Below are 18,913 nucleotides of genomic sequence, written 5' to 3'. Positions count from 1 at the left end.
TGAGGATGTTTCCTCTTTACACTTACTAGTATACAAAATAAAGCGCTTTCTTGTTCATCAACTTTTTTTAATTTTTAAAAAAATGTGAGGAGATTGTGTGAATTTCACAAAAAAGACCTGGAACGACCAAGCCTTTTAAGTGAATAATAACTGACGAATAGCCGCCAAATCTTCCATATCCAAGTCATTTTTTAAATAATAGACTGGGGTTTGTTCCTTCTTATGAATGGGGTTATTGGTAACCAGCAAATCATAATGTCGAGTTCGGTCATAGGCTTCAATGGTAATAAAACGATTATATTCCAAATACCGTTTCAAAATGGCTGCCATCCTTGAAAAGACAAGAAAACCAGATGTCAAATCCAGACCAATCCGCATATGCTGACCACCATTTTCAGCCATATATTCCATCAACTGAAGCCATTCCCAGAGAATTTTCTTATCCAAATCCGTCCCCTGCTGAAAGGCAGGTAGAGCATGAAAAATCTCCTCTGCCGTCCCCCTAAAATCATGTTCCATCAGTAAATATGGATGACGATTCTCTAACTTGTACTTGTAGCAATCCTGTAAAATATAGCCCTTATAAAGATAGACTTGAGCACAAAGCTGACTGAGTTCATAGGTAACATGGTCCTCTGTGTAATCACCCAGTAACTCCTCCTTCTTCATTTCTTGAATCAATTGCGTCAGCAAATCTGCCAACTGCCCTCCAAAACCAAGAATATACTCCATAGTATGAAGAGGAAGAATACGATGAGATAGGAGAAATGAGAAGAAAATCATCATCTCTCCATCCTCAGTTCCGAGAGGAAGGTGTTGCCCAGCAAAAAAGGACGGAGCCTTTCTCAGCAAACGAAGATAGAAAATATTGTCAAAATACCCTCGCATTTTCTCTTCTATGACTTGAAACTGACAGGCATTGACCCGTAGACGTTGTTGACTGATGTGGGACCAGAGAACCAAGTCTAACTTCTGCCCCGAAGACAAGCTTGCACCGCAGACTTCCTCTAAACTGGCAATCTCCTGCTTTCTCTCTGGCTTCTGCATGTGGCCTTCCCATTCCTGACTAGACCAAACCTTGCGGAGAAGACAGAAATAGAAGTAACGGATCTGATGCTCTGGACCTCGCCAACGACCATTTTGGATGGATAAGTCAAATTCTGACAAAATCTGATTTAAACTAGCTAAGTGGCGACCAAGCGTTGCCTCGCTAATCATCAATTCTTGAGCCAGTTGATGGGCTAGGAACTGTTGGTGATAGAGAAGATAGACTAGAATTTGGTATTTTATGGCATTTTCTAAAAATAGGCTTCGGATATCTCTTCCCTTGGTAGCTGCACCGATTGACAGGCGCAGATTTTCATCTTCTAAGGAGATGTTCAGCTCTAAGCCACTATCCAAAGCCTTGTCATTGAGAAGGGTGACATATTTGGTTAGGGTTGCTTTTGAAAATCCTGTTTCCTCCATTACAGCCTTGACAGTCGTCTGAGACTCTTGTAATAGAAAGGAAAGGATTGAAAATTGGCCAGATTCGGCCTTTTCCATCAAATCTCCTAAATACATTTGTTACCCCTTTCATTTTCTACCTTAAGCATAGCATAAATCTTACAAATGCTGAAATAATCTGTTTCTCTTTTTATTTTCATGCTGATTTCCTGGTCCATTATCCTGAAAATCAGCAAACACACGGCTCCCCCTTTGGGCATTTTTATGCTAAAATAGTAGCTATGGATAAAATTATTAAAACAATATCAGAAAGCGGAGCCTTTCGTGCTTTTGTCCTTGACAGCACAGAAACCGTCCGCACTGCTCAAGAAAAACACCAAACCCAAGCCAGCTCAACTGTAGCACTTGGTCGAACTCTTATCGCTAGCCAGATTCTCGCAGCCAATGAAAAAGGAAATACCAAACTAACAGTTAAGGTGCTGGGATCTAGCTCTCTAGGTGCTATCATCACCGTCGCTGACACCAAGGGGAATGTCAAAGGTTACGTTCAAAACCCTGGTGTTGACATCAAAAAGACTGCAACTGGTGAAGTCCTTGTCGGACCTTTTGTCGGCAATGGTCAATTCCTCGTTATCACAGACTACGGTACTGGAAATCCTTACAACTCTATGACTCCCCTCATCTCTGGGGAAATCGGTGAAGATCTTGCCTTTTACCTGACTGAAAGCCAACAAACTCCTTCAGCAGTCGGCCTCAATGTCCTTTTGGACGAGGAAGACAAGGTCAAGGTTGCAGGTGGTTTCCTAGTCCAAGTCTTGCCAGGAGCCAAGGAAGAAGAGATTGCTCGCTTTGAAAAACGCATCCAAGAAATGCCAGCTATCTCAACCCTTCTGGAAAGTGAAGACCATATCGAAGCCCTCCTCAAGGCTATCTACGGTGACGAGGCCTACAAGCGTCTTTCTGAAGAAGAAATTCGTTTCCAATGTGACTGTAGCCATGAACGCTTTATGAACGCTCTTGCCAGCCTTCCAAGCTCAGACTTACAGGAAATGAAAGAGGAAGACCACGGGGCTGAAATCACTTGTCAATTCTGCCAAACTACTTACAACTTTGATGAAAACGACCTGGAGGAACTCATTCGTGACAAATCTTAATACACCTTTTATGATTGGCAATGTTGAGATTCCCAATCGTACCGTTTTAGCACCCATGGCTGGTGTCACCAACTCAGCCTTTCGTACTATTGCAAAAGAGCTCGGAGCTGGACTTGTTGTCATGGAAATGGTCTCTGACAAGGGAATCCAATACAACAACGAAAAAACCCTGCACATGCTTCATATTGATGAAGGAGAAAACCCAGTCTCTATCCAACTTTTTGGTAGCGATGAAGACAGCCTAGCACGCGCAGCAGAATTCATCCAAGAAAACACCAAAACTGATATCGTCGATATCAACATGGGTTGTCCTGTCAACAAAATCGTGAAGAACGAAGCTGGCGCTATGTGGCTCAAGGATCCAGATAAGATTTACTCTATCATCAACAAGGTTCAATCTGTCCTTGATATCCCACTTACTGTCAAAATGCGTACCGGCTGGGCTGACCCGTCTCTGGCAGTAGAAAATGCCCTCGCTGCTGAAGCTGCAGGCGTTTCTGCCCTCGCCATGCATGGCCGTACCCGTGAGCAAATGTATACAGGTCACGCAGACCTTGAGACCCTTCACAAGGTCGCTCAAGCTTTGACCAAGATTCCATTTATCGCCAACGGTGACATCCGTACAGTTCAAGAAGCCAAGCAACGCATCGAAGAAGTCGGTGCTGATGCAGTTATGATTGGCCGAGCTACCATGGGAAATCCTTACCTCTTCAACCAAATCAACCACTACTTTGAAACAGGAGAAATTCTACCTGATTTGACCTTTGAAGACAAGATGAAAATTGCCTACGAACACTTGAAACGCTTGATTAACCTCAAAGGGGAAAATGTCGCAGTTCGTGAATTCCGTGGCCTCGCTCCTCACTACCTCCGTGGAACATCTGGCGCTGCCAAACTTCGTGGAGCTATTTCACAAGCTAGCACCCTAGCAGAGATTGAAGCTCTCTTGCAATTGGATAAGGCTTAAAATGGTTCATACTGCTCTACTGATTATCGATATGCAAAAAGCATTTGATAACCCTATCTGGGGAGAACGGAATAACCCTCAAGCTGAACAACAAGCATTGAGGGTACTGGCATACTTTCGTAAACACGCTCTTCCAGTCTTACATGTTCAACACATATCTGACAATCCCCAGTCGCAATTTCATAACAAACAAAATCAAGAGTTTAAAAGTGGATTTGAACCAGTTACTGCAGAACCTATCTTTCAAAAAACGGTTAATAGCGCCTTTATTGGAACAAATCTTGAAACATATTTACGAACAAATCAGATTTGTCATTTAGTCGTTGTTGGTTTGACTCTGCCTCATTGTGTATCCACTACCACACGAATGGCAGCAAATCTTGGTTTTGAAGTCACTTTACTAGCAGATGCCACTGCCAGTTTTACCCTATCTAACAAAAACGGTCAGGCCATCTCTCCTGAGACTATCCATGAGATTAATCTCCTTTCTCTACAAGATGAGTTTGCTCAAATTCTTACTACAGAAGAATTTTTAACCCAAGTATAAGTATAAAATAATCCGTCAACTCTTATTGAGCTGACGGATTTTGAATGCAGTAATGCAGTGAACCGAAACACAAATAGGTAAATTTGAACCTTATAGTCTTCGAAAATCTCTTCAAACCACGTCAGCATCGCCTTACCGTATATAGGTTACTGACTTCGTCAGTTCTATCTACAACCTCAAAGCAGTGCTTTGAGCAGCCCACGGCTAGCTTCCTAGTTTGCTCTTTGATTTTCATTGAGTATTAGAACTGATGATTAACAATTATTCATAAATGTCTATAGATTCACTCAGAACTGACCATACTAGTCTACCCCCTTTAGAGCGCTAATCATGTCAATCTTTCTCATACGAAGACTAATAAAATAAGCAGTCCCTAAAGATGTAAACCAAACCAATAACGTAGCAGAAACAAGGACATACATACTGACATAAGCGGTATACTCAATTCGAATCGTCGAAAATGTTGCTACATATTCTTTCAAAAACCATATGCCTAAAGGAATTCCTACTAGCCACCCAATAAAGGTAGTTAGTATAGTCTCAAAAAGAGTCACCATCTGTAGATATTGATTAGAAAATCCTAATACTTGTAATGTAGCATAGTCTCTCATTCTCTCTACAAAGTTTAAAGATCCCAGATTATAGAGAACAATAATAACAAGTAATAAGGCAAAGGCAATAATCATTAGAAATACACTCATCAAACTAGATACAAAATCATAGGCATTTTTTTCTTGGCTCCCTTTTTCAATGACAGATAGAACACCTTTGTCTTGCTTAATAGTATCTTCGTCCACCTCCGGCCCAACTAATAAAGTATGTGGAGTAAAATCTCCCCCTGCTTTTTCAAAGACTCTAGCATGAAGATAGGCCCCTTGATTGGTTTCACTTGTGACAATCCCTTTTACTTCAAACTTGTAAGTATGACCATCTTGATAGGGAGTCACATTTAAAAAATCTCCGACTTTAATACCTGCTAAACGGGCAAATGATCTAGTTACATACAAACCATCATCTTTCAAAGAATCCGCACTCTCTGTTTTTGCTTGGATCATATCTCCATCATCAAATATAATCAATAAACGATTGTAGCCATCATCTGGATTAAAATGTGCCTGTGAAATTTGTACACCTTGCCCACCATATCTAGACTTAGAAGATGTATAATCAGCTACGGTCAGTCGTTTTGAATAAGAAAAATCTTCATTGTATGCCTTATCAACAAGATGATTCATGGACACAGGCATACCAATTCCAGCAATCAGTAACATCATACTTCCTGCAACTCCCACGATTCCCATCAAAACTCGAATACGATTAAACGAGGCATCACGAATTGCCCATCTAGAAGGATAAGAAATTCGTTGCCAGATAGAGGAAAATCTTTCCACAAAAACAGATTTAGCAACTTTTTCTTTACCTCTTAAAAATATTGCTGGTAAGCCTCTAGCTGACTCTCTAGAAGCTAAATAGGCAGCTAAAACACAAATAATAATGACCACAATACCAACGACTATTGATGAAGATGAATAAGAGATTTGCCAATTTGGAAGTGTAAACATTGACTTTTGAGTTTCTAGTACAAACCATGACATCAAGGGAGAAATAGCAAAGCCTGCGAAACTTCCTAATAAACTTACTACTAAGCCAAATAAAATATAATGTAAACTGATAGCCTGATTTGAAAAGCCTAGAGCCTTTAATACAGCAATCTCTTTTGTTTGGCCATCAATCAAACGCTGAATGGTTGTAAACATAGCCAAAATAGCTAACAAAATAAAGATAAAAGAAAATAAGTAAGATAAGTTTCTAATTTGCCCAACTCGATCGGTAGCTTCTGATATTTCAGTTAAACTTTTTTGATCTTGATAAGAAACTAAATCGCCCCCAAAAATAGACTCTAAATCTCCTCGCAAATCTACCTTAGAACCATAAATTTCTAAGGCATTATCTGACGATAAACCCAGAATTCCTTTTGCAATTTCATTATCTGCAATATAACCATAGGCATCATTGTCAGGATTTGGAGCGATATATTCCATGCTACCTGTGAAATAAATCTTATCTGTGGCCTGAACAAATCCTACAATTTCTAAATCTATCTGTTTCCCCCTTGATGAAATAGAAATTGAATCTCCAATCTGTAAATGATTCTTCTTCGCATAATTCCCATCAATCCAAATCGAATCTTGTTTTCCTTCAGAAAAAGAACTTCCTTCTGTTACTGTAACCAGTTGATTATCTGTAATCGTTTCAAGATTGATTCGTCCGTCAGTCTTGTCTAAACGAACAATATTAGCAAATCCTTTCTTTTTACTGATAACTTTTTCAACAGAAGATAATAGTTCAACCTGCTTAATTTTTGATTCATCAATTTGTCTCGCTTGAACCCAAACAACAGGAAGTTCAGATTGTTTCAAATAACTCTCTAGACTCTTTTCAAGTCCATGCCAAGCTCCTTGTAGCCCTACAAAGATTAATACACTTAATAGAGACATCAGAAAAACAGAGAAAAATTGTTGCCAATTTTGCCGAAGATCTCTTAATAATTTTATATGAAGATACCTCATCCCAGCACCTCTTCATTATTCTCTATTTTTTCAATACTTCCATCTTTCAAATATATAACTCGATCTGCAAATTTAGCAAACTCTCTATTATGTGTAACCATTACAACTGCAGCATTCCCATTTCTAGAAACTTCCTTCAATAAAGTTAAAATACTATCACCTGTCTTTGAATCTAACGCTCCTGTAGGTTCATCACACAATAATAGACTAGGTTCTTTAGCCAATGCCCTTGCAATTGATACACGTTGCATTTCACCTCCAGAAAGTTGATTAGGAAAATTATTTTTTCTATGAAGTAAACCAACTTGATCTAAATACATATCAATTTCTTTATTGTTTTTCACTAAATTTGCTGCAATACCTATATTCTCCTTGGCTGTTAAACTTGGAACTAAGTTATAAAATTGAAAAACAAAACCAATTTTATCTTTTCGATAAGCAGATAATTCCTTGTCCGTAAACTTTGTTACTAGTTCCTCATCAAATATAAAGGTTCCTGATGTCGCACGATCCATCCCACCAAGTAAATTTAGTAACGTACTTTTCCCTGAACCTGATGGACCTAAAATAACTGTAAATTTCCCTTTCTCAATAGAAAAACTAACTTGATCTAAAGCACGAACTTCTTGCTCTCCTACCTTATAAATCTTACTAATATTTTGAAACTGAATCATACATACTCCTAATATCTTGTCATAAATTTTATTTTTTCCTTTAATGTAGGCTCTTCATACTGTTCTATGATACGTTTAGATACTGCTTCCCTGTTTTCTCGTATAACCTTTTCAGCTAAGGAAATAGCCTCATCTACTGAAACAACTATTGGCAACTCATAATGTTGAATGATCTGATTTAACCGTTCTTTCTGACTACCTTTGACACAATAAGGTGTCAGACCCAAATTCCTATAAGCTTCATATAATTCCTCATCTGATAAATTTCGATACTCTTCAGATACTGGTCTATGCCCATCTGGATCCATTGCAAACTCTACTGGTAAATGAACAACATCTGTATACCACAGTTTCGCATGATTCTTAGAGACAACCCCATAAGCAGTCAAATATTTTTTGAAAAATCGTCGACCCGGAATACCTAAAATAGATTTCATCAATCGATGAATGAATGCTGATCCTGGATTAATTCCTACCCTCATTCGAACAGTACCGTAAATCCATTCATTCAATACTGAACCATCTGATAGAAAACTTCCATGTTCCTTGTATAAAATTCCCTCTGTACGAATTCTCTCCTCAAAACGCTTTAGCCCTAGTGCCATTAATTCAGTTGATGACATATCCTGAAATCTTCTGCCAGGATATAAATCTGTCAAAATTTCCCTCGCAGACAAAGCGTCGATTAAGGGAAGTCCCGTTGCAATCGAAAGAGCTGTAGCAGTTGTTGTCTTACCTGTAGAATAAGTTCCCGATATGACTAACCTTAATTCTCTATTTCCCATCACTGTCCCCCTCCATCAGGTAATTTTTGAGCTATTTTACTTTTAAAGACTACCTTATGATCTATATCATATCCTGACATTTCGTAGACTTTCCAATGTTCTTCTCTAATTTTTAACAATCTATTTTTTGAAACACTACCACTAAGCTCTACTACTCCGTTCAAAATTGGTGAATTCAAGTCTGCACTCACTTGCTTCATCCACATGGTATTGCTCTCTTCTCGAGATATCTCTTCTATATGGTAGGCTAACATCTCTGCCATTTGAGAAAAATAATCAGAAGCTCTAACAAACTATAATAATTCTTTTCTAGACTACCTACACCACTATATTCAATATCTTTGATTAATACTTGCTCTGCTTTACAAGATATACTACTATCTGAAAACTCAACATCGTATATATCATGTTGTCTATCTCTTAAATGCGTTGATAAAAAATCTCTACCTTGTTCTCCTATAGCAGCTACATTTTCCATACATTCTAATAATTGATATCCTAAACAAACTTTCATATCCATTACCAAGCAATCAAATTCAATCACTTGGTTCGTCATTTTGAAATTTTGTAATTCTAATTTTAAATTTACCAATTCTTCTATAGCTTTTATCCCTGACTTTATCTCAAAATGGCTTAACCTATACTGATTTAATCTCACTCCCATTCTTTTAAGTATTTCACTTCCAAATAAATGAGCTAATACTATTCCATCTAATGTACTCAGGTGTTGCTGTATGATTTCAGATTGTTTACTAGACCACAAACCTTCTTGATGAAGAGACCCAACTCCTTCTAAAATATTTTTCAACTTAACTTCATAAGTCGTCTTCTTATGCCCTCTGCCAAAATAACGATTTTTATTGTCTCCAAGTAAATAATCTACTGTTAGCATATACTTCTCCAATCTTTTAAACTGACTCTATCTTAAACAAAAAAAGACAAGAAAGAATCCGTAATTTACGAAAACCTTCTTGCCTTTTTAGTATAAAATTATAAAGATACTAGATTTAATCGAATAGCCTCACGTACAGCTCCAACTCTACTCGTCACTCCCAACTTTGAACAAATATTTGAAACATGGGTATCCACTGTTCTCCTGCTGACAAATAAACTATTTGCTATCTTTTCATTAGAATATTCTTTTACAATCAGTTCCAATACACTTAACTCCGTATCTGTCAATAGATTATTTTCTTGCTTTTCTAACAAACCATCTGGAATAACGTGATTTCCCTTATAAACAGCATAAATTGCACTTTTAACATCCAAATAAGAACTTTCTTTGGGTAAAAAAGCTTGAATCCCAAAATCCATCGCTCTCTTATGTAACAAAGTGTCATAAAATCCTGATAAAAGAACTATCTTGGGAACTGTATTCAGAAATCTATTTATTTGACTAATAACATCAAATGCCGTTACTCCTTTCAACATAAAATCCATAACTAGCACATCTACCTTTTCATTCTTAAGACATAGAAGTAAATCTGCTACTTCTGTATAGGAACCAACAATTTTAAAATCATCTTCCTTTAAAAAATAGTTCTCCAATCCTTGTAATACTAAACTGTGATCATCAATCAAAACCAAACGAATCATTTTTCTTCCCTTCTATAGGTATCCGTATCTTCACACTTGTAGGTTCTATATTTATCTGAACAGTTCCCCCCAATAAATGAACCTTCTCTACAATTCTATTTAAACCAAAATGATGTTCATTAGACTGATAGTTTCCCTTAAAAATACCATCATCTATAACTTCAATTGATAAAATCTTTTCTTTTGTAGATAAATCTACAGTAATTTCTCTAGCATTCCCATGAAGAATACTATTATTTACTAGTTCTTTAACTGTCCTTAATACAAACGTGCCCACTTTATCGTTAACTTTTTCTTCATCTATTGAAAAAGTTGTCATAATCGAAACAGTTTCCATCTTCATGAATTGGTTTAATATGCTAGTAATAGATTCTTTCAACCCTAATTCATGCACCATTAAAGGATAGATATTGGAACATAAATCTCTTAATTCAAAAACAATATCATCCAACATCTCTAATAAAGCTCCCCTATTAATGTGTTCACTAATTTCTAACTGCTTTTTATAATAAATAACCTTCTGAATTGTAGTATCATGTATAAACGTTGCAATTTCTTCCCTCTCTAATTCAGTAGCTACAAAAGTATGAAAACTACTAAAGATTCCCTCCATTTTATGGCTAATCAACATCATTTTCCTTATTTCAGGTAACAAAGCTAGCGAAAAAAGAAAAGTGTAAAGAACGAAAAAAATTGGAGAAAATTCTCTTAATAACAGACTAAAAAGAATAATTAGACTAGTAAAAAAAACGGAAAATATCAAGTTATATATGAATGGATTCCACTTCCAAGCAACATATATCATTCGCTCTAGTATCAAGTTATTCACAATAGAGAACAAAATAAGCAACAATAGAGGAATACTATAAATAAACGAAACTTCCTTACCAATCGGAAAAATATATCCAAAAAATAGAGGAAATAAGGCCAGAACTGCTAAAAATAAGGTATGAATTGGCAGCATTTCTCTTCTCTGATAGTAATTTATAAGCATCTTTAACAGTAGGATAACTAAAAAGAAAAATACTAAATAAAATACTCCCCTAGAAAAAAAGATGGTTAAAAAATCAATGGGCTGTATAAGATTATAAACATACAAAAGTTGAGTTATGAGTGAATAGCCCAGTATAATACGAGAAAAGTTAGAAATGGTTGAACCTTTTATCTTTAAGACTAACACTCTAATGAAGATATCCATGAATAATGGAAATAAAGTCAAGTATGAAATTAATAGACTACGACCAAATACATCTCCTATACTTGATGGAATAATCGATAATAACATCAGACTAGTATAAATAATAAAATAAAAATATCGTTTCCCAGTTTTTCCTCTACTTCTGCCTTTTATGTATAATCGAAATAACAGTAGAATCAGAAAAGCAATGATTGATAAAACAAGAAAGATAATTTGGCTTGATTTCCCAGATTCTATTATTAAAGTCTTTGAAATGCCTCTATCTAACACTGTCACAGAATGAAGCGGTTCAACAATTAAAAATCGAGATAATGAGAAATTACTATCTGGACTCTGACCGTCTATTTGTATAATCGATGCTCCTATTATCTCTTGATGATTTGCAAAGCTTCCCAGATTATGGACTTGTCTAACTATCCACTCATTATCATGTTTATCTACGGTGATTCCACTGTACGTTCGGTTAAAAATTGAAAACGAAAAATAAAGAAAGAAAATAAATAACAAAACCAAAGAAAATCGAAACATTTTTGACTTCATTGTTTGTAACACTCCACATTTCACTTGATATTGATGTTTATTCTACCATTTTTTCATTCAATAAGACAGGTTTTATAGTTAAATTTATTCTTTTTTCTTTCGAGATATAACTGATACAATCTTCTGGTAGGTGAAATCCTCCCCGATTTGACTTTTGAAGACAAGATAAAAATTGCCTACAAACACTTGAAACGCTTGATTAACCTCAAAGAGGAAAACGTAGCAGTTCGTGAATTCCGTGGCCTCGCTCCTCACTACCTCCGTGGAACATCTGGCATTGCTAAACTCCGTGGAGCTATTTCACAAGCTAGCACCCTGGCAGAGATTGAAGCTCTCTTGCAGTTGGATAAGTCTTAATAGTTTAAAACCCGTAACTCTCTTAAAGTTGACGGGTTTTTGATTGTAAAAATTCAAATACTGAGCGCTATTATTGACTCAAAGCAACACTGGAAACCTTACCATCCGCTCCTGTTGTAATTTGGATGATTTTTCCTCCACCAATTTTGGCATTATACTTACCATCATCAAGAGTATAAGAATAGCCTTTGATAGAGTAGTTTTCTTTCTTTCCATCGGAAGATTCTACTGTAAATTGACCACCTGATGAAACTGTGATGGTTTCGCCACTAGCTCCCTTCCAGTTGCCCGCTGCAGCTGAGAAATCACCATCTACCATGGTTAAAACACCCTTGTAACGTTTATTTTGCTCTGCTTGTTTGTCTTGAAGTTTGCGGTCAGTTGTAGGATCATAGCTTGATTGGTTAGACTGGGCTTGAGGAGCCTGTTGAGTTGAAGGAATCTGAGCAGGAGTTTGTTGACTAGCCGCCTGTTGATTAGCTACTTCTTGACCTTGTCTTTGCTCTGGTTCAGGTGCCGCTTGTGATGGTGTTGCACTTACTGAAGACTGGTCAGTAGACGCCTTGGCCTTTTCAGATGCAGCTGAACTTGAGGACTTCTGAGTCTTGCTTTCTTTGCTAGCAGAAGCTGCTTTAGAACTTGATGATTGGCTTGTCTTAGCAGAACTGCTTGCTTGAGTTGTTTCCTTTTTATTCCCACAAGCTCCTAACAGCAAGGTAGAGGCCAATACAGTTGCTGCCATCAATTTGATATAGGTTTTCTTTTTCATTTTTCTACTCCTTTGTAATGTTTTAGAAATATAATGAAATCTTTTTGTAATATTATTGTAACATTCTGATTTAAATATGTCAATAATTTATCTAAACTATTTTAAAAATCTCACATAATTTAGATACATTTACTCCTCCTACTCTTCTATTCGTAATAAAACAGAAAAACAGGAGATTTTCCTATTAAAAATTTGAATTTGTTTTTGTGTAATCGCTTGCAACTTTAAGTACAAAGGAATATAATAACATTGAAATAGAATATAGGAGGTGCACTCTTATGCTAAATAAGTATTATAAGTATCTTCCTTGGTTGATTTTGGGAGCAATTGGCTCTTATCAATCAGCCGCTTACTATGCGCGAACTGCATTTGATGTGTTTTATCTGACTACAATCTTTTTGATTGTTTATATCGCTTTGTTATTTTTACATGAGAACTATCTCAAGTATCGATACAAGGACTTCTTTACTCACCTGTTGAGTAATTCTAAGAAAGATAGCCATCCCTAAAAACAGTCGCAACAGCAAAACCATTTCATGATGGTACATAAAGAGGTCGGGAACTTTGTCCCGGCCTCGTTTTTTATTTCAGTCGATAGGTTTTTCTTGGTTTCTTTTTAGGTACTCGTTTGAGCCCGACCTCTTCTACGTACTCGCCATATTTTACGAGAAAGTTATTGCTGACGATTGGACGACCGGGGTTGATGAGATTGACCAGTTCAGTCCCTTCGTAGACAGTGAACTCCTCCTCTAGCAGATAGAGGAAGGTTGGGTTCCAGTCTAGACGGCCTTGGATTCGTTTGATGGATTCTTGGATAATGGCATAATGGTCAAAAGCGAAGGCTTGATCCTCCAACTCCACTCCCTCTAGGTAGCATTTTCCTGTCTGAAAATCGACATCTACAAAAACCACATCCTTAGCATCGTCTCCTGCCTGAACGAGGTCTAAGGCGCGACTAGGCAGATAAACCAAGTGAGCAATGGTCACTGTCCAGCCCCGGGGGTCACGGCCGGGAGTCGATACGGTCATCAATTGCTCGATTTTTTCTAAAGGAAGATCGAGATTGACTTCTTCACGCACCTCGCGCTGACAAGCATGCGCAGCGTCTTCGCCCTTGTCCATAAATCCTCCAACCAGAGCCAAACAATTTTGATAAGGGTGAGCCTTGCGACGAATTAATAAGAGCTTGATCTTTCCTTCGACAAAGCAGTAGGCTACCATATCCACCGTCACACTTGGTTTTTCGTATTGAGGGAGTTCCTGCTTGTAGTACCAGTCTAAAAACTCTTCCTGACTTGCATGGATTTCAAAATATTCTCTCTCTGTCATCCCTGCTGGAATCATCGTGTCCGCCATTTTATGCCTCCTTACGAACTGCCTTGGTCCATTGGTACCAACCTACTAGACTATTGAGTGTGTAAACCCAGTACATCCCTTGAATATGGATATTTTCACCCCACCAGAGGTAAATGCTAAAGAGATTAGTTGCAATCCAGAAAATCCATTGTTCACGGTAGAGACGTGTCATCAAGAGCTGACCGACACCATTGGTCGCATCGGTAACACTATCACGGAAAGGGCGAGCACTATGGATACTTTGGTAAGCCAAGCCCATACCAATCCAAATGATAGCAGTCAAAGCCAAGTACTTGATCCAGTCAAGCACAGATAATTTCTTAGCTTCAAAGTGAGATTCTTCTACTTTTCCTTGGTCATTGATACGATTGGACAGCCAAGCATAGAGACCAATCGGCTGCATGACAAAGAAGTAAACGGTCGTCAAAACTTCGCCATAAAAAGTTGCATTCATAGCCAAAACCAAATAGATAGCAGAGTTAATGGCCCCAAAGAGATAATTGCTTACACGCCCTTCTGCTACCAAGATAACACAGACAATCCCAGTCCAAGATGCAAACAAGCTCATCCAGTCATGACTTTCTGTATTTTGCGTGAATTCCAAGATCAAGGGAACACTTGACAGGACAATGAGATACAACCACTGGAAGAGGCTACGACCGACAAAGAGATCTTTCCAGAGCAGGTTCATGATTCCTGCAAAACCAATCTTGCGGGCTTCCGCGTGGACATTTTTAAAGTTTTCGATAAATTGTGTGATTTTTTCAGTTAATTTTTTCATAATTTTCTCCTAATCTGCTTGGTAAATGGCATCAATAGCCACTTTTGCTGCTTCATAATTTCCTAGATAATCCTCTGCTAGATAAACTAGTGGAATGGTGGTTAAATATCGCTCTCTCATCTGGTCCAAATGCTGGGAAAAACTATGACGAATATGGTCTTCTGCCATAGTCATATCTCTAAATCCGTCATTGACATAGGAACCGACAGGTTGCACAAAGAGAATCAAGTCCCATTTTTCCTTAGCCAAAATCGAGGCAAAGAGATTATCAAAAGTCTCTCCTGATAAATCCCCTTGGTCCTCAGTCTCCATATAATAATCATAGTAGCCCTTGGTTACTAAGGAGTTGGTGTCTGCTATCACCAGTCCCCTATTGGCATTGCTATCAATTAACTTAGAGGTCTGGTCATACTGCCCCAACAGGAGATAATAGTAATCTTTTGGAGTCAATTCATCGTCGCGGACATTGTTTTTGATCTGGTACTCACGTGCGTATTCCAAACTAACTGGTGCATCGTAATACCTAGCCAAATCCTTAGCCAGAGTGGTCTTCCCATTGCTAGCACTTCCCATAATCAACACTTTCTTAGTAAACTGACGTCGGAAGGGTTGAGCAATATATTTCCAATATTTGCTTGGGTTTTCTCGAATCATAGTCGCTGAAATACCAAATTTTCTTTCTTGCAAAACAGTCTCAAAACCACGATTTGATAATTCTTGCTGGTAGTCTGCTTCTCCCACAAAGAAAATTAATTCTTGCTGGGTTTCATCATAGGAAATCTCCGCTAACATTTGGTCCAACCACTCCTGCCAGCCCATAGGGTAACGGGGAAGATTGGTTTCATCTAATTTGCAGACAGAGGTCAACTCGTCATCACGAAAGGCCTCTCGAATATAGCGAAATCTCTTTTGAAGCGTTAAGCCTACCTGCTCCCCTCGGTCTCCCTCATAGCCTGAAACGACAACCCAGACCTGGTCACACTGCCGCTTCGCTCGCTGGATTAGATCGATATGTCCTTGATGAAGCGGAGCAAAGGTTCCAAATACCACTGCTGTTTTCTTTTTCATAAACTCATTACCTTTTTATGGTTTTTGATATTTTTATTATCTATGTTTTTATTGTAAACTATATTTTTGTTTTGTCAATGGTTTTTTATTATTTTTTATAAAAAAGTAGCAAAAAAAAGAATCAAGATTGCTCCTGATTCTCCATTTTTATGCAATATCAAATTTTAACTGGCCTGCTTTAACACCAATCTTAAGTGTGCTGCCTGCCACCAAATCTCCCTTAAGAAGAAGTTCTGCCAACTTGTCCTCAACTTCTGTTTGCAGGGTTCTGCGAAGTGGACGAGCTCCCATCTCTGGGTCATATCCTTGATTTGCCAACAATTTCAGTACGGAAGCTTGTAATTTCAAGTCAATGCCTTGTTCAGCCAAACTTGCAACTAAAGGTTTGACCATAATCTTCACCACTTCCTGCATATGGTCGCTAGACAGACTATGGAAGACCACCTTTTCATCAATACGATTGATGAATTCCGGTCTATAAGCCTTTTTCAACTCTTCAAACATGCGTTTTTCCATATTTTCCTGGTCAAAACGAATATCCTTAGCCCCAAATCCGACAGTCTTGTCATCCCGAAGGGCTGTCGCACCAAGATTTGACGTCATGATAATAATGGTATTTGAAAAGTCAACCTTGCGACCCTTGCTATCGGTCAAGACACCATCATCCAAGACCTGCAAGAGGACATTAAAGATGTCTGGGTGGGCTTTTTCTACCTCATCAAAGAGGAGAACAGAGTATGGTTTGTTGCGAACCTTCTCGGTCAACTCCCCACCTTCTTCATAACCCACATAGCCCGGAGGAGCTCCGTTGAGACGACTGGCTGCGAATTTCTCCATATACTCACTCATGTCAAAGCGGATAAGGGCTGATTCGTCATCAAAAAGAACTTCTGCCAGAGCCTTGGCCAATTCGGTCTTACCGACACCTGTAGGCCCTAGGAACATAAAGGAACCAATCGGACGCTTATGACTGCGAATCCCTGACTGGTTGCGGCGAATGGCACGGCTAATACTTGAAACAGCTTGATCTTGACCGATGACACGTTTGTGCAGTTCAGCTTCCAAGTTTAAGTATTTCTTAGCATCAGTCTGAGTCAGTTTTTGAACGGGGATACCTGACAAGCGACTCAAGGTGGTCAAAATATCAGACTCTGTCACCAAGTCTTTATAGACAGGCACTTCCTCTTCTTTTGCGATTAGCTGGGCTGCCTGTTTCCACTTGCCATCCATCAAGGCCTTGTCAGCTGGACTCAAACCTGAATCGTCTGCTTTTATATGCTTTGCCTTATTTTGCACTGTTGCTGCTGCCTCATCCAAAAGATCGATAGCAGAGTCTGGCAAGTGACGACTAGTCAAGTAACGATGCGCCATCTTAACCGCTGTTTCAACCGCTTCATCTGTGATTTGCACACGGTGATGTTTCTCATAAGTCACCTTCAAACCTTGCAAAATGGCCATACTGTCGGCCACACTTGGCTCTTCAATCATCACTTTGGCGAAACGACGAGAAAGGGCCGCATCTTTTTCGATGTGTTTTTGATATTCTTCCTGAGTGGTCGCACCAACTGTTCTCAAGGTTCCACGCGCCAAGGCTGGCTTCAAGATATTGGCCGCATCCAGAGTCGAATCAATCCCGCTCCCAGAACCCATGATAGTGTGAAGTTCATCTATAAAGAGGATGACTTGGCCATCTTCTTCAATATCCTTAATGATATTATTCATGCGCTCTTCAAAGTCACCACGGAAACGTGTCCCTGCCACGACATTCATCAAATCAAGCTCTAACACGCGCATCTTAGACATTTCCGTAGGCACATCCCCACTAGCAATTCGCTGGGCAAGACCAAGCGCCAGAGCAGTTTTTCCGACACCAGCAGCCCCAACCAAGACAGGATTATTCTTTGTCTTCCGACTCAAGATTTGAATCATACGCGAGATTTCCTTGTCCCGACCGATGACTGGTTCTAACTTGCCAGAACGCGCTTGCTCTGTCAAATCATGCGTATAGTCCTCGAGACCTCCGCTCGGAGTCTGGGGCATACCCATCATATTAGCCATAGAATTTTGCTTGTCAGCTACTGTACGATGGCGTTGGCGTAGAGCCTTGAGGTCTTCACGAGTCCAGCCTGCACGTTCTTCTAGATTTCGACGTAGGGCAGCAATCTTGACCTGATCTTTCTTGTCTTCATAAGAAAAGCCTGCTCTCTCCAAGATGCGAGTCGCCAAGGCATTGCCATCATGCAAAATCGCATAGAGGACATGCTCTGTCCCTAGCATCTTAGCATGGACCACTGATGCTACATACTCTGCTTCATCAAAAAGAACCTGCAAACGATGGGAGAACGGCAATTCCGTAAAGATTTCATCCTGGTTATAGTCCGTTTCAGTCAGTTCCAAAGCGACCTCTTCTAAACGGTCCATCTCATATGGATAATCATTTAAAGTTGCCCCTGCCACACTATAACTGTGATTGGACATGGCAATCAACAAGTGCCAAGACTCTAGGTAACGAGCTCCAAAATGGCCAGCAACCATGTAGGCACTTTCGATACATTCATTCAATGCTTTTGAATAGTTCATCTTACTTCCCTTTTCTATCTACCTCTTGTATGACCTGTCTTAGCATGTTTGCACGAACAACTGGAGCTTCTTCTCCTAGAACGCGATCCAAAGCTACTGCTACCAGCAAGTTCATCTCCTGCTTGGTCATCAATTCCTGCTCAAACAAAAGCTGCAGAATATCTTCATAAATTTCTTGACTGACCCGCTCGCCAATTGAGTAAAGCAACTCCCTGAGCATTTCATGATGACTAGAAAACTCAATCCGTCCTATACGAATATAGCCTCCGCCACCACGCTTACTTTCAACCAAGTAGCCTCTACTTTCCGTAAAGCGTGTCTTGATCACATAGTTAATCTGACTAGGAACAACCTGAAAAGTATCTGCCAACTGACTCCGTTGCAACTCCACAATACCAGATTGATCTAAAATCGCCTTGATGTAGGCCTCAATATGATCCGATGTATTTTTAAATCTCATTACAAACCCACCTCTCTCTTTAAACCTTGACTATCTTTGACTATTATACCGAAATTTTCTCATTT

18 protein-coding genes and 1 pseudogene are annotated in these 18,913 nt (G+C 38.9%); 5 read left to right on the top strand and 14 right to left on the bottom strand.

Annotated features, from left to right (window positions below; translation table 11 throughout):
* Positions 1 to 135 precede the first annotated feature (135 nt).
* Positions 136 to 1,563 carry an AcpB/EbpR/MafR family transcriptional regulator gene (locus L0P31_RS05035; protein ID WP_238096047.1) on the bottom strand — a complete coding sequence of 476 codons (1,428 nt, stop codon included), beginning with the start codon at positions 1,561 to 1,563 and terminating at the stop codon, positions 136 to 138.
* A gap of 164 nt (positions 1,564 to 1,727) precedes the next feature.
* Here L0P31_RS05035 and hslO point away from each other — a divergent pair, with 164 nt between their 5' ends.
* Genes hslO through L0P31_RS05020 form a run of 3 tightly spaced genes read left to right on the top strand, consistent with a single transcriptional unit; the run spans position 1,728 to position 4,114 of the window.
* Positions 1,728 to 2,600, top strand: a complete 873-nt coding sequence (gene hslO, locus L0P31_RS05030; RefSeq protein WP_000357854.1) for an Hsp33 family molecular chaperone HslO — start codon at positions 1,728 to 1,730, stop codon at positions 2,598 to 2,600.
* Positions 2,587 to 3,567, top strand: a complete 981-nt coding sequence (gene dusB / locus L0P31_RS05025; protein ID WP_238096037.1) for a tRNA dihydrouridine synthase DusB — start codon at positions 2,587 to 2,589, stop codon at positions 3,565 to 3,567. Before hslO ends, dusB begins: the two co-directional genes overlap by 14 nt.
* A gap of 1 nt (position 3,568) precedes the next feature.
* Positions 3,569 to 4,114 carry a cysteine hydrolase family protein gene (locus L0P31_RS05020; protein ID WP_238096036.1) on the top strand — a complete coding sequence of 182 codons (546 nt, stop codon included), beginning with the start codon at positions 3,569 to 3,571 and terminating at the stop codon, positions 4,112 to 4,114.
* Between the two features lie 302 nt (positions 4,115 to 4,416).
* Here L0P31_RS05020 and L0P31_RS05015 read toward each other — a convergent pair whose 3' ends face one another.
* The 7 genes from L0P31_RS05015 to L0P31_RS04985 all read right to left on the bottom strand — a co-directional run bounded on the left by L0P31_RS05015 (position 4,417) and on the right by L0P31_RS04985 (position 11,477).
* A complete protein-coding gene (locus L0P31_RS05015) occupies positions 4,417 to 6,684 on the bottom strand; it encodes an ABC transporter permease (protein WP_238096034.1) in 2,268 nt (755 codons plus the stop codon).
* Positions 6,681 to 7,358: an ABC transporter ATP-binding protein gene (locus L0P31_RS05010; protein ID WP_000614114.1), complete on the bottom strand. Its 678-nt coding sequence runs from the start codon at positions 7,356 to 7,358 to the stop codon at positions 6,681 to 6,683. Before L0P31_RS05010 ends, L0P31_RS05015 begins: the two co-directional genes overlap by 4 nt.
* Positions 7,359 to 7,366: 8 nt before the next feature.
* Positions 7,367 to 8,143 carry an AAA family ATPase gene (locus L0P31_RS05005; protein WP_049501960.1) on the bottom strand — a complete coding sequence of 259 codons (777 nt, stop codon included), beginning with the start codon at positions 8,141 to 8,143 and terminating at the stop codon, positions 7,367 to 7,369.
* Positions 8,143 to 8,406: an AvrD family protein gene (locus tag L0P31_RS05000; protein WP_152903292.1), complete on the bottom strand. Its 264-nt coding sequence runs from the start codon at positions 8,404 to 8,406 to the stop codon at positions 8,143 to 8,145. The genes L0P31_RS05005 and L0P31_RS05000 overlap by 1 nt, the downstream gene beginning before the upstream one ends.
* A complete protein-coding gene (locus L0P31_RS04995) occupies positions 8,391 to 9,035 on the bottom strand; it encodes an AvrD family protein (RefSeq protein ID WP_238096032.1) in 645 nt (214 codons plus the stop codon). Before L0P31_RS04995 ends, L0P31_RS05000 begins: the two co-directional genes overlap by 16 nt.
* Positions 9,036 to 9,133: 98 nt before the next feature.
* Positions 9,134 to 9,739 (bottom strand): response regulator transcription factor, encoded by a 606-nt coding sequence (locus tag L0P31_RS04990; RefSeq protein ID WP_023947315.1) that lies wholly within the window; start codon positions 9,737 to 9,739, stop codon positions 9,134 to 9,136.
* Positions 9,717 to 11,477, bottom strand: coding sequence for a sensor histidine kinase (locus L0P31_RS04985; protein WP_084926276.1), 1,761 nt, complete (start codon positions 11,475 to 11,477; stop codon positions 9,717 to 9,719). Before L0P31_RS04985 ends, L0P31_RS04990 begins: the two co-directional genes overlap by 23 nt.
* A gap of 129 nt (positions 11,478 to 11,606) precedes the next feature.
* Between L0P31_RS04985 and L0P31_RS04980 the strand changes: the two are divergent.
* A pseudogene (locus L0P31_RS04980) lies at positions 11,607 to 11,834 on the top strand (tRNA dihydrouridine synthase DusB); the annotation flags it as partial.
* 70 nt (positions 11,835 to 11,904) lie between these two features.
* On the opposite strand, the gene L0P31_RS04975 reads toward L0P31_RS04980, so the two are convergent.
* Complete coding sequence (locus tag L0P31_RS04975) at positions 11,905 to 12,603, bottom strand: hypothetical protein (protein WP_084926275.1); 699 nt, start codon at positions 12,601 to 12,603, stop codon at positions 11,905 to 11,907.
* A gap of 278 nt (positions 12,604 to 12,881) precedes the next feature.
* On the opposite strand from L0P31_RS04975, the gene L0P31_RS04970 reads away from it, so the two are divergent.
* Positions 12,882 to 13,112 carry a hypothetical protein gene (locus L0P31_RS04970; protein ID WP_023947307.1) on the top strand — a complete coding sequence of 77 codons (231 nt, stop codon included), beginning with the start codon at positions 12,882 to 12,884 and terminating at the stop codon, positions 13,110 to 13,112.
* 73 nt (positions 13,113 to 13,185) lie between these two features.
* Here the strand turns inward: L0P31_RS04970 and L0P31_RS04965 are convergent, their stop codons facing one another.
* From L0P31_RS04965 to L0P31_RS04945, 5 genes are all read right to left on the bottom strand, one after another.
* Positions 13,186 to 13,959: an NUDIX domain-containing protein gene (locus L0P31_RS04965; protein ID WP_238096030.1), complete on the bottom strand. Its 774-nt coding sequence runs from the start codon at positions 13,957 to 13,959 to the stop codon at positions 13,186 to 13,188.
* Position 13,960: 1 nt separating this feature from the next.
* A complete protein-coding gene (gene pnuC, locus L0P31_RS04960; RefSeq protein ID WP_125452659.1) occupies positions 13,961 to 14,740 on the bottom strand; it encodes a nicotinamide riboside transporter PnuC in 780 nt (259 codons plus the stop codon).
* Between the two features lie 9 nt (positions 14,741 to 14,749).
* Entirely contained in the window at positions 14,750 to 15,808 is a 1,059-nt protein-coding gene (locus tag L0P31_RS04955; RefSeq protein WP_238096028.1) for an AAA family ATPase, read from the bottom strand.
* A gap of 147 nt (positions 15,809 to 15,955) precedes the next feature.
* On the bottom strand, positions 15,956 to 18,388 hold the full coding sequence (locus tag L0P31_RS04950) for an ATP-dependent Clp protease ATP-binding subunit (protein ID WP_238096027.1): 2,433 nt from the start codon (positions 18,386 to 18,388) through the stop codon (positions 15,956 to 15,958).
* Between the two features lies 1 nt (position 18,389).
* Positions 18,390 to 18,848 (bottom strand): CtsR family transcriptional regulator, encoded by a 459-nt coding sequence (locus tag L0P31_RS04945; RefSeq protein ID WP_023947296.1) that lies wholly within the window; start codon positions 18,846 to 18,848, stop codon positions 18,390 to 18,392.
* Positions 18,849 to 18,913: the final 65 nt, after the last annotated feature.

It is taken from the genome of Streptococcus mitis (assembly GCF_022137125.1).
Classification (GTDB): Bacteria; Bacillota; Bacilli; order Lactobacillales; family Streptococcaceae; genus Streptococcus; species Streptococcus mitis_CE.
Note: the sequence above shows the minus strand (reverse complement) of the source record. Positions and strands in the feature narration are given on the sequence as shown.

What these genes read in the sequence shown, in the direction of transcription:
- L0P31_RS04990 (WP_023947315.1), bottom strand. Translation starts at nt 9,739, where the DNA reads ATGATTCGTTTGGTTTTGATTGATGATCACAGTTTAGTATTACAAGGA.
- L0P31_RS05000 (WP_152903292.1), bottom strand. Translation starts at nt 8,406, where the DNA reads ATGGCAGAGATGTTAGCCTACCATATAGAAGAGATATCTCGAGAAGAG.
- L0P31_RS04970 (WP_023947307.1), top strand. Translation starts at nt 12,882, where the DNA reads ATGCTAAATAAGTATTATAAGTATCTTCCTTGGTTGATTTTGGGAGCA.
- L0P31_RS05010 (WP_000614114.1), bottom strand. Translation starts at nt 7,358, where the DNA reads ATGATTCAGTTTCAAAATATTAGTAAGATTTATAAGGTAGGAGAGCAA.
- L0P31_RS05020 (WP_238096036.1), top strand. Translation starts at nt 3,569, where the DNA reads ATGGTTCATACTGCTCTACTGATTATCGATATGCAAAAAGCATTTGAT.
- L0P31_RS04975 (WP_084926275.1), bottom strand. Translation starts at nt 12,603, where the DNA reads ATGAAAAAGAAAACCTATATCAAATTGATGGCAGCAACTGTATTGGCC.
- L0P31_RS04945 (WP_023947296.1), bottom strand. Translation starts at nt 18,848, where the DNA reads ATGAGATTTAAAAATACATCGGATCATATTGAGGCCTACATCAAGGCG.
- L0P31_RS04955 (WP_238096028.1), bottom strand. Translation starts at nt 15,808, where the DNA reads ATGAAAAAGAAAACAGCAGTGGTATTTGGAACCTTTGCTCCGCTTCAT.
- L0P31_RS04950 (WP_238096027.1), bottom strand. Translation starts at nt 18,388, where the DNA reads ATGAACTATTCAAAAGCATTGAATGAATGTATCGAAAGTGCCTACATG.
- L0P31_RS04995 (WP_238096032.1), bottom strand. Translation starts at nt 9,035, where the DNA reads ATGCTAACAGTAGATTATTTACTTGGAGACAATAAAAATCGTTATTTT.
- L0P31_RS04965 (WP_238096030.1), bottom strand. Translation starts at nt 13,959, where the DNA reads ATGGCGGACACGATGATTCCAGCAGGGATGACAGAGAGAGAATATTTT.
- hslO (WP_000357854.1), top strand. Translation starts at nt 1,728, where the DNA reads ATGGATAAAATTATTAAAACAATATCAGAAAGCGGAGCCTTTCGTGCT.
- pnuC (WP_125452659.1), bottom strand. Translation starts at nt 14,740, where the DNA reads ATGAAAAAATTAACTGAAAAAATCACACAATTTATCGAAAACTTTAAA.
- L0P31_RS05005 (WP_049501960.1), bottom strand. Translation starts at nt 8,143, where the DNA reads ATGGGAAATAGAGAATTAAGGTTAGTCATATCGGGAACTTATTCTACA.
- L0P31_RS04985 (WP_084926276.1), bottom strand. Translation starts at nt 11,477, where the DNA reads ATGAAGTCAAAAATGTTTCGATTTTCTTTGGTTTTGTTATTTATTTTC.
- L0P31_RS05035 (WP_238096047.1), bottom strand. Translation starts at nt 1,563, where the DNA reads ATGTATTTAGGAGATTTGATGGAAAAGGCCGAATCTGGCCAATTTTCA.
- L0P31_RS05015 (WP_238096034.1), bottom strand. Translation starts at nt 6,684, where the DNA reads ATGAGGTATCTTCATATAAAATTATTAAGAGATCTTCGGCAAAATTGG.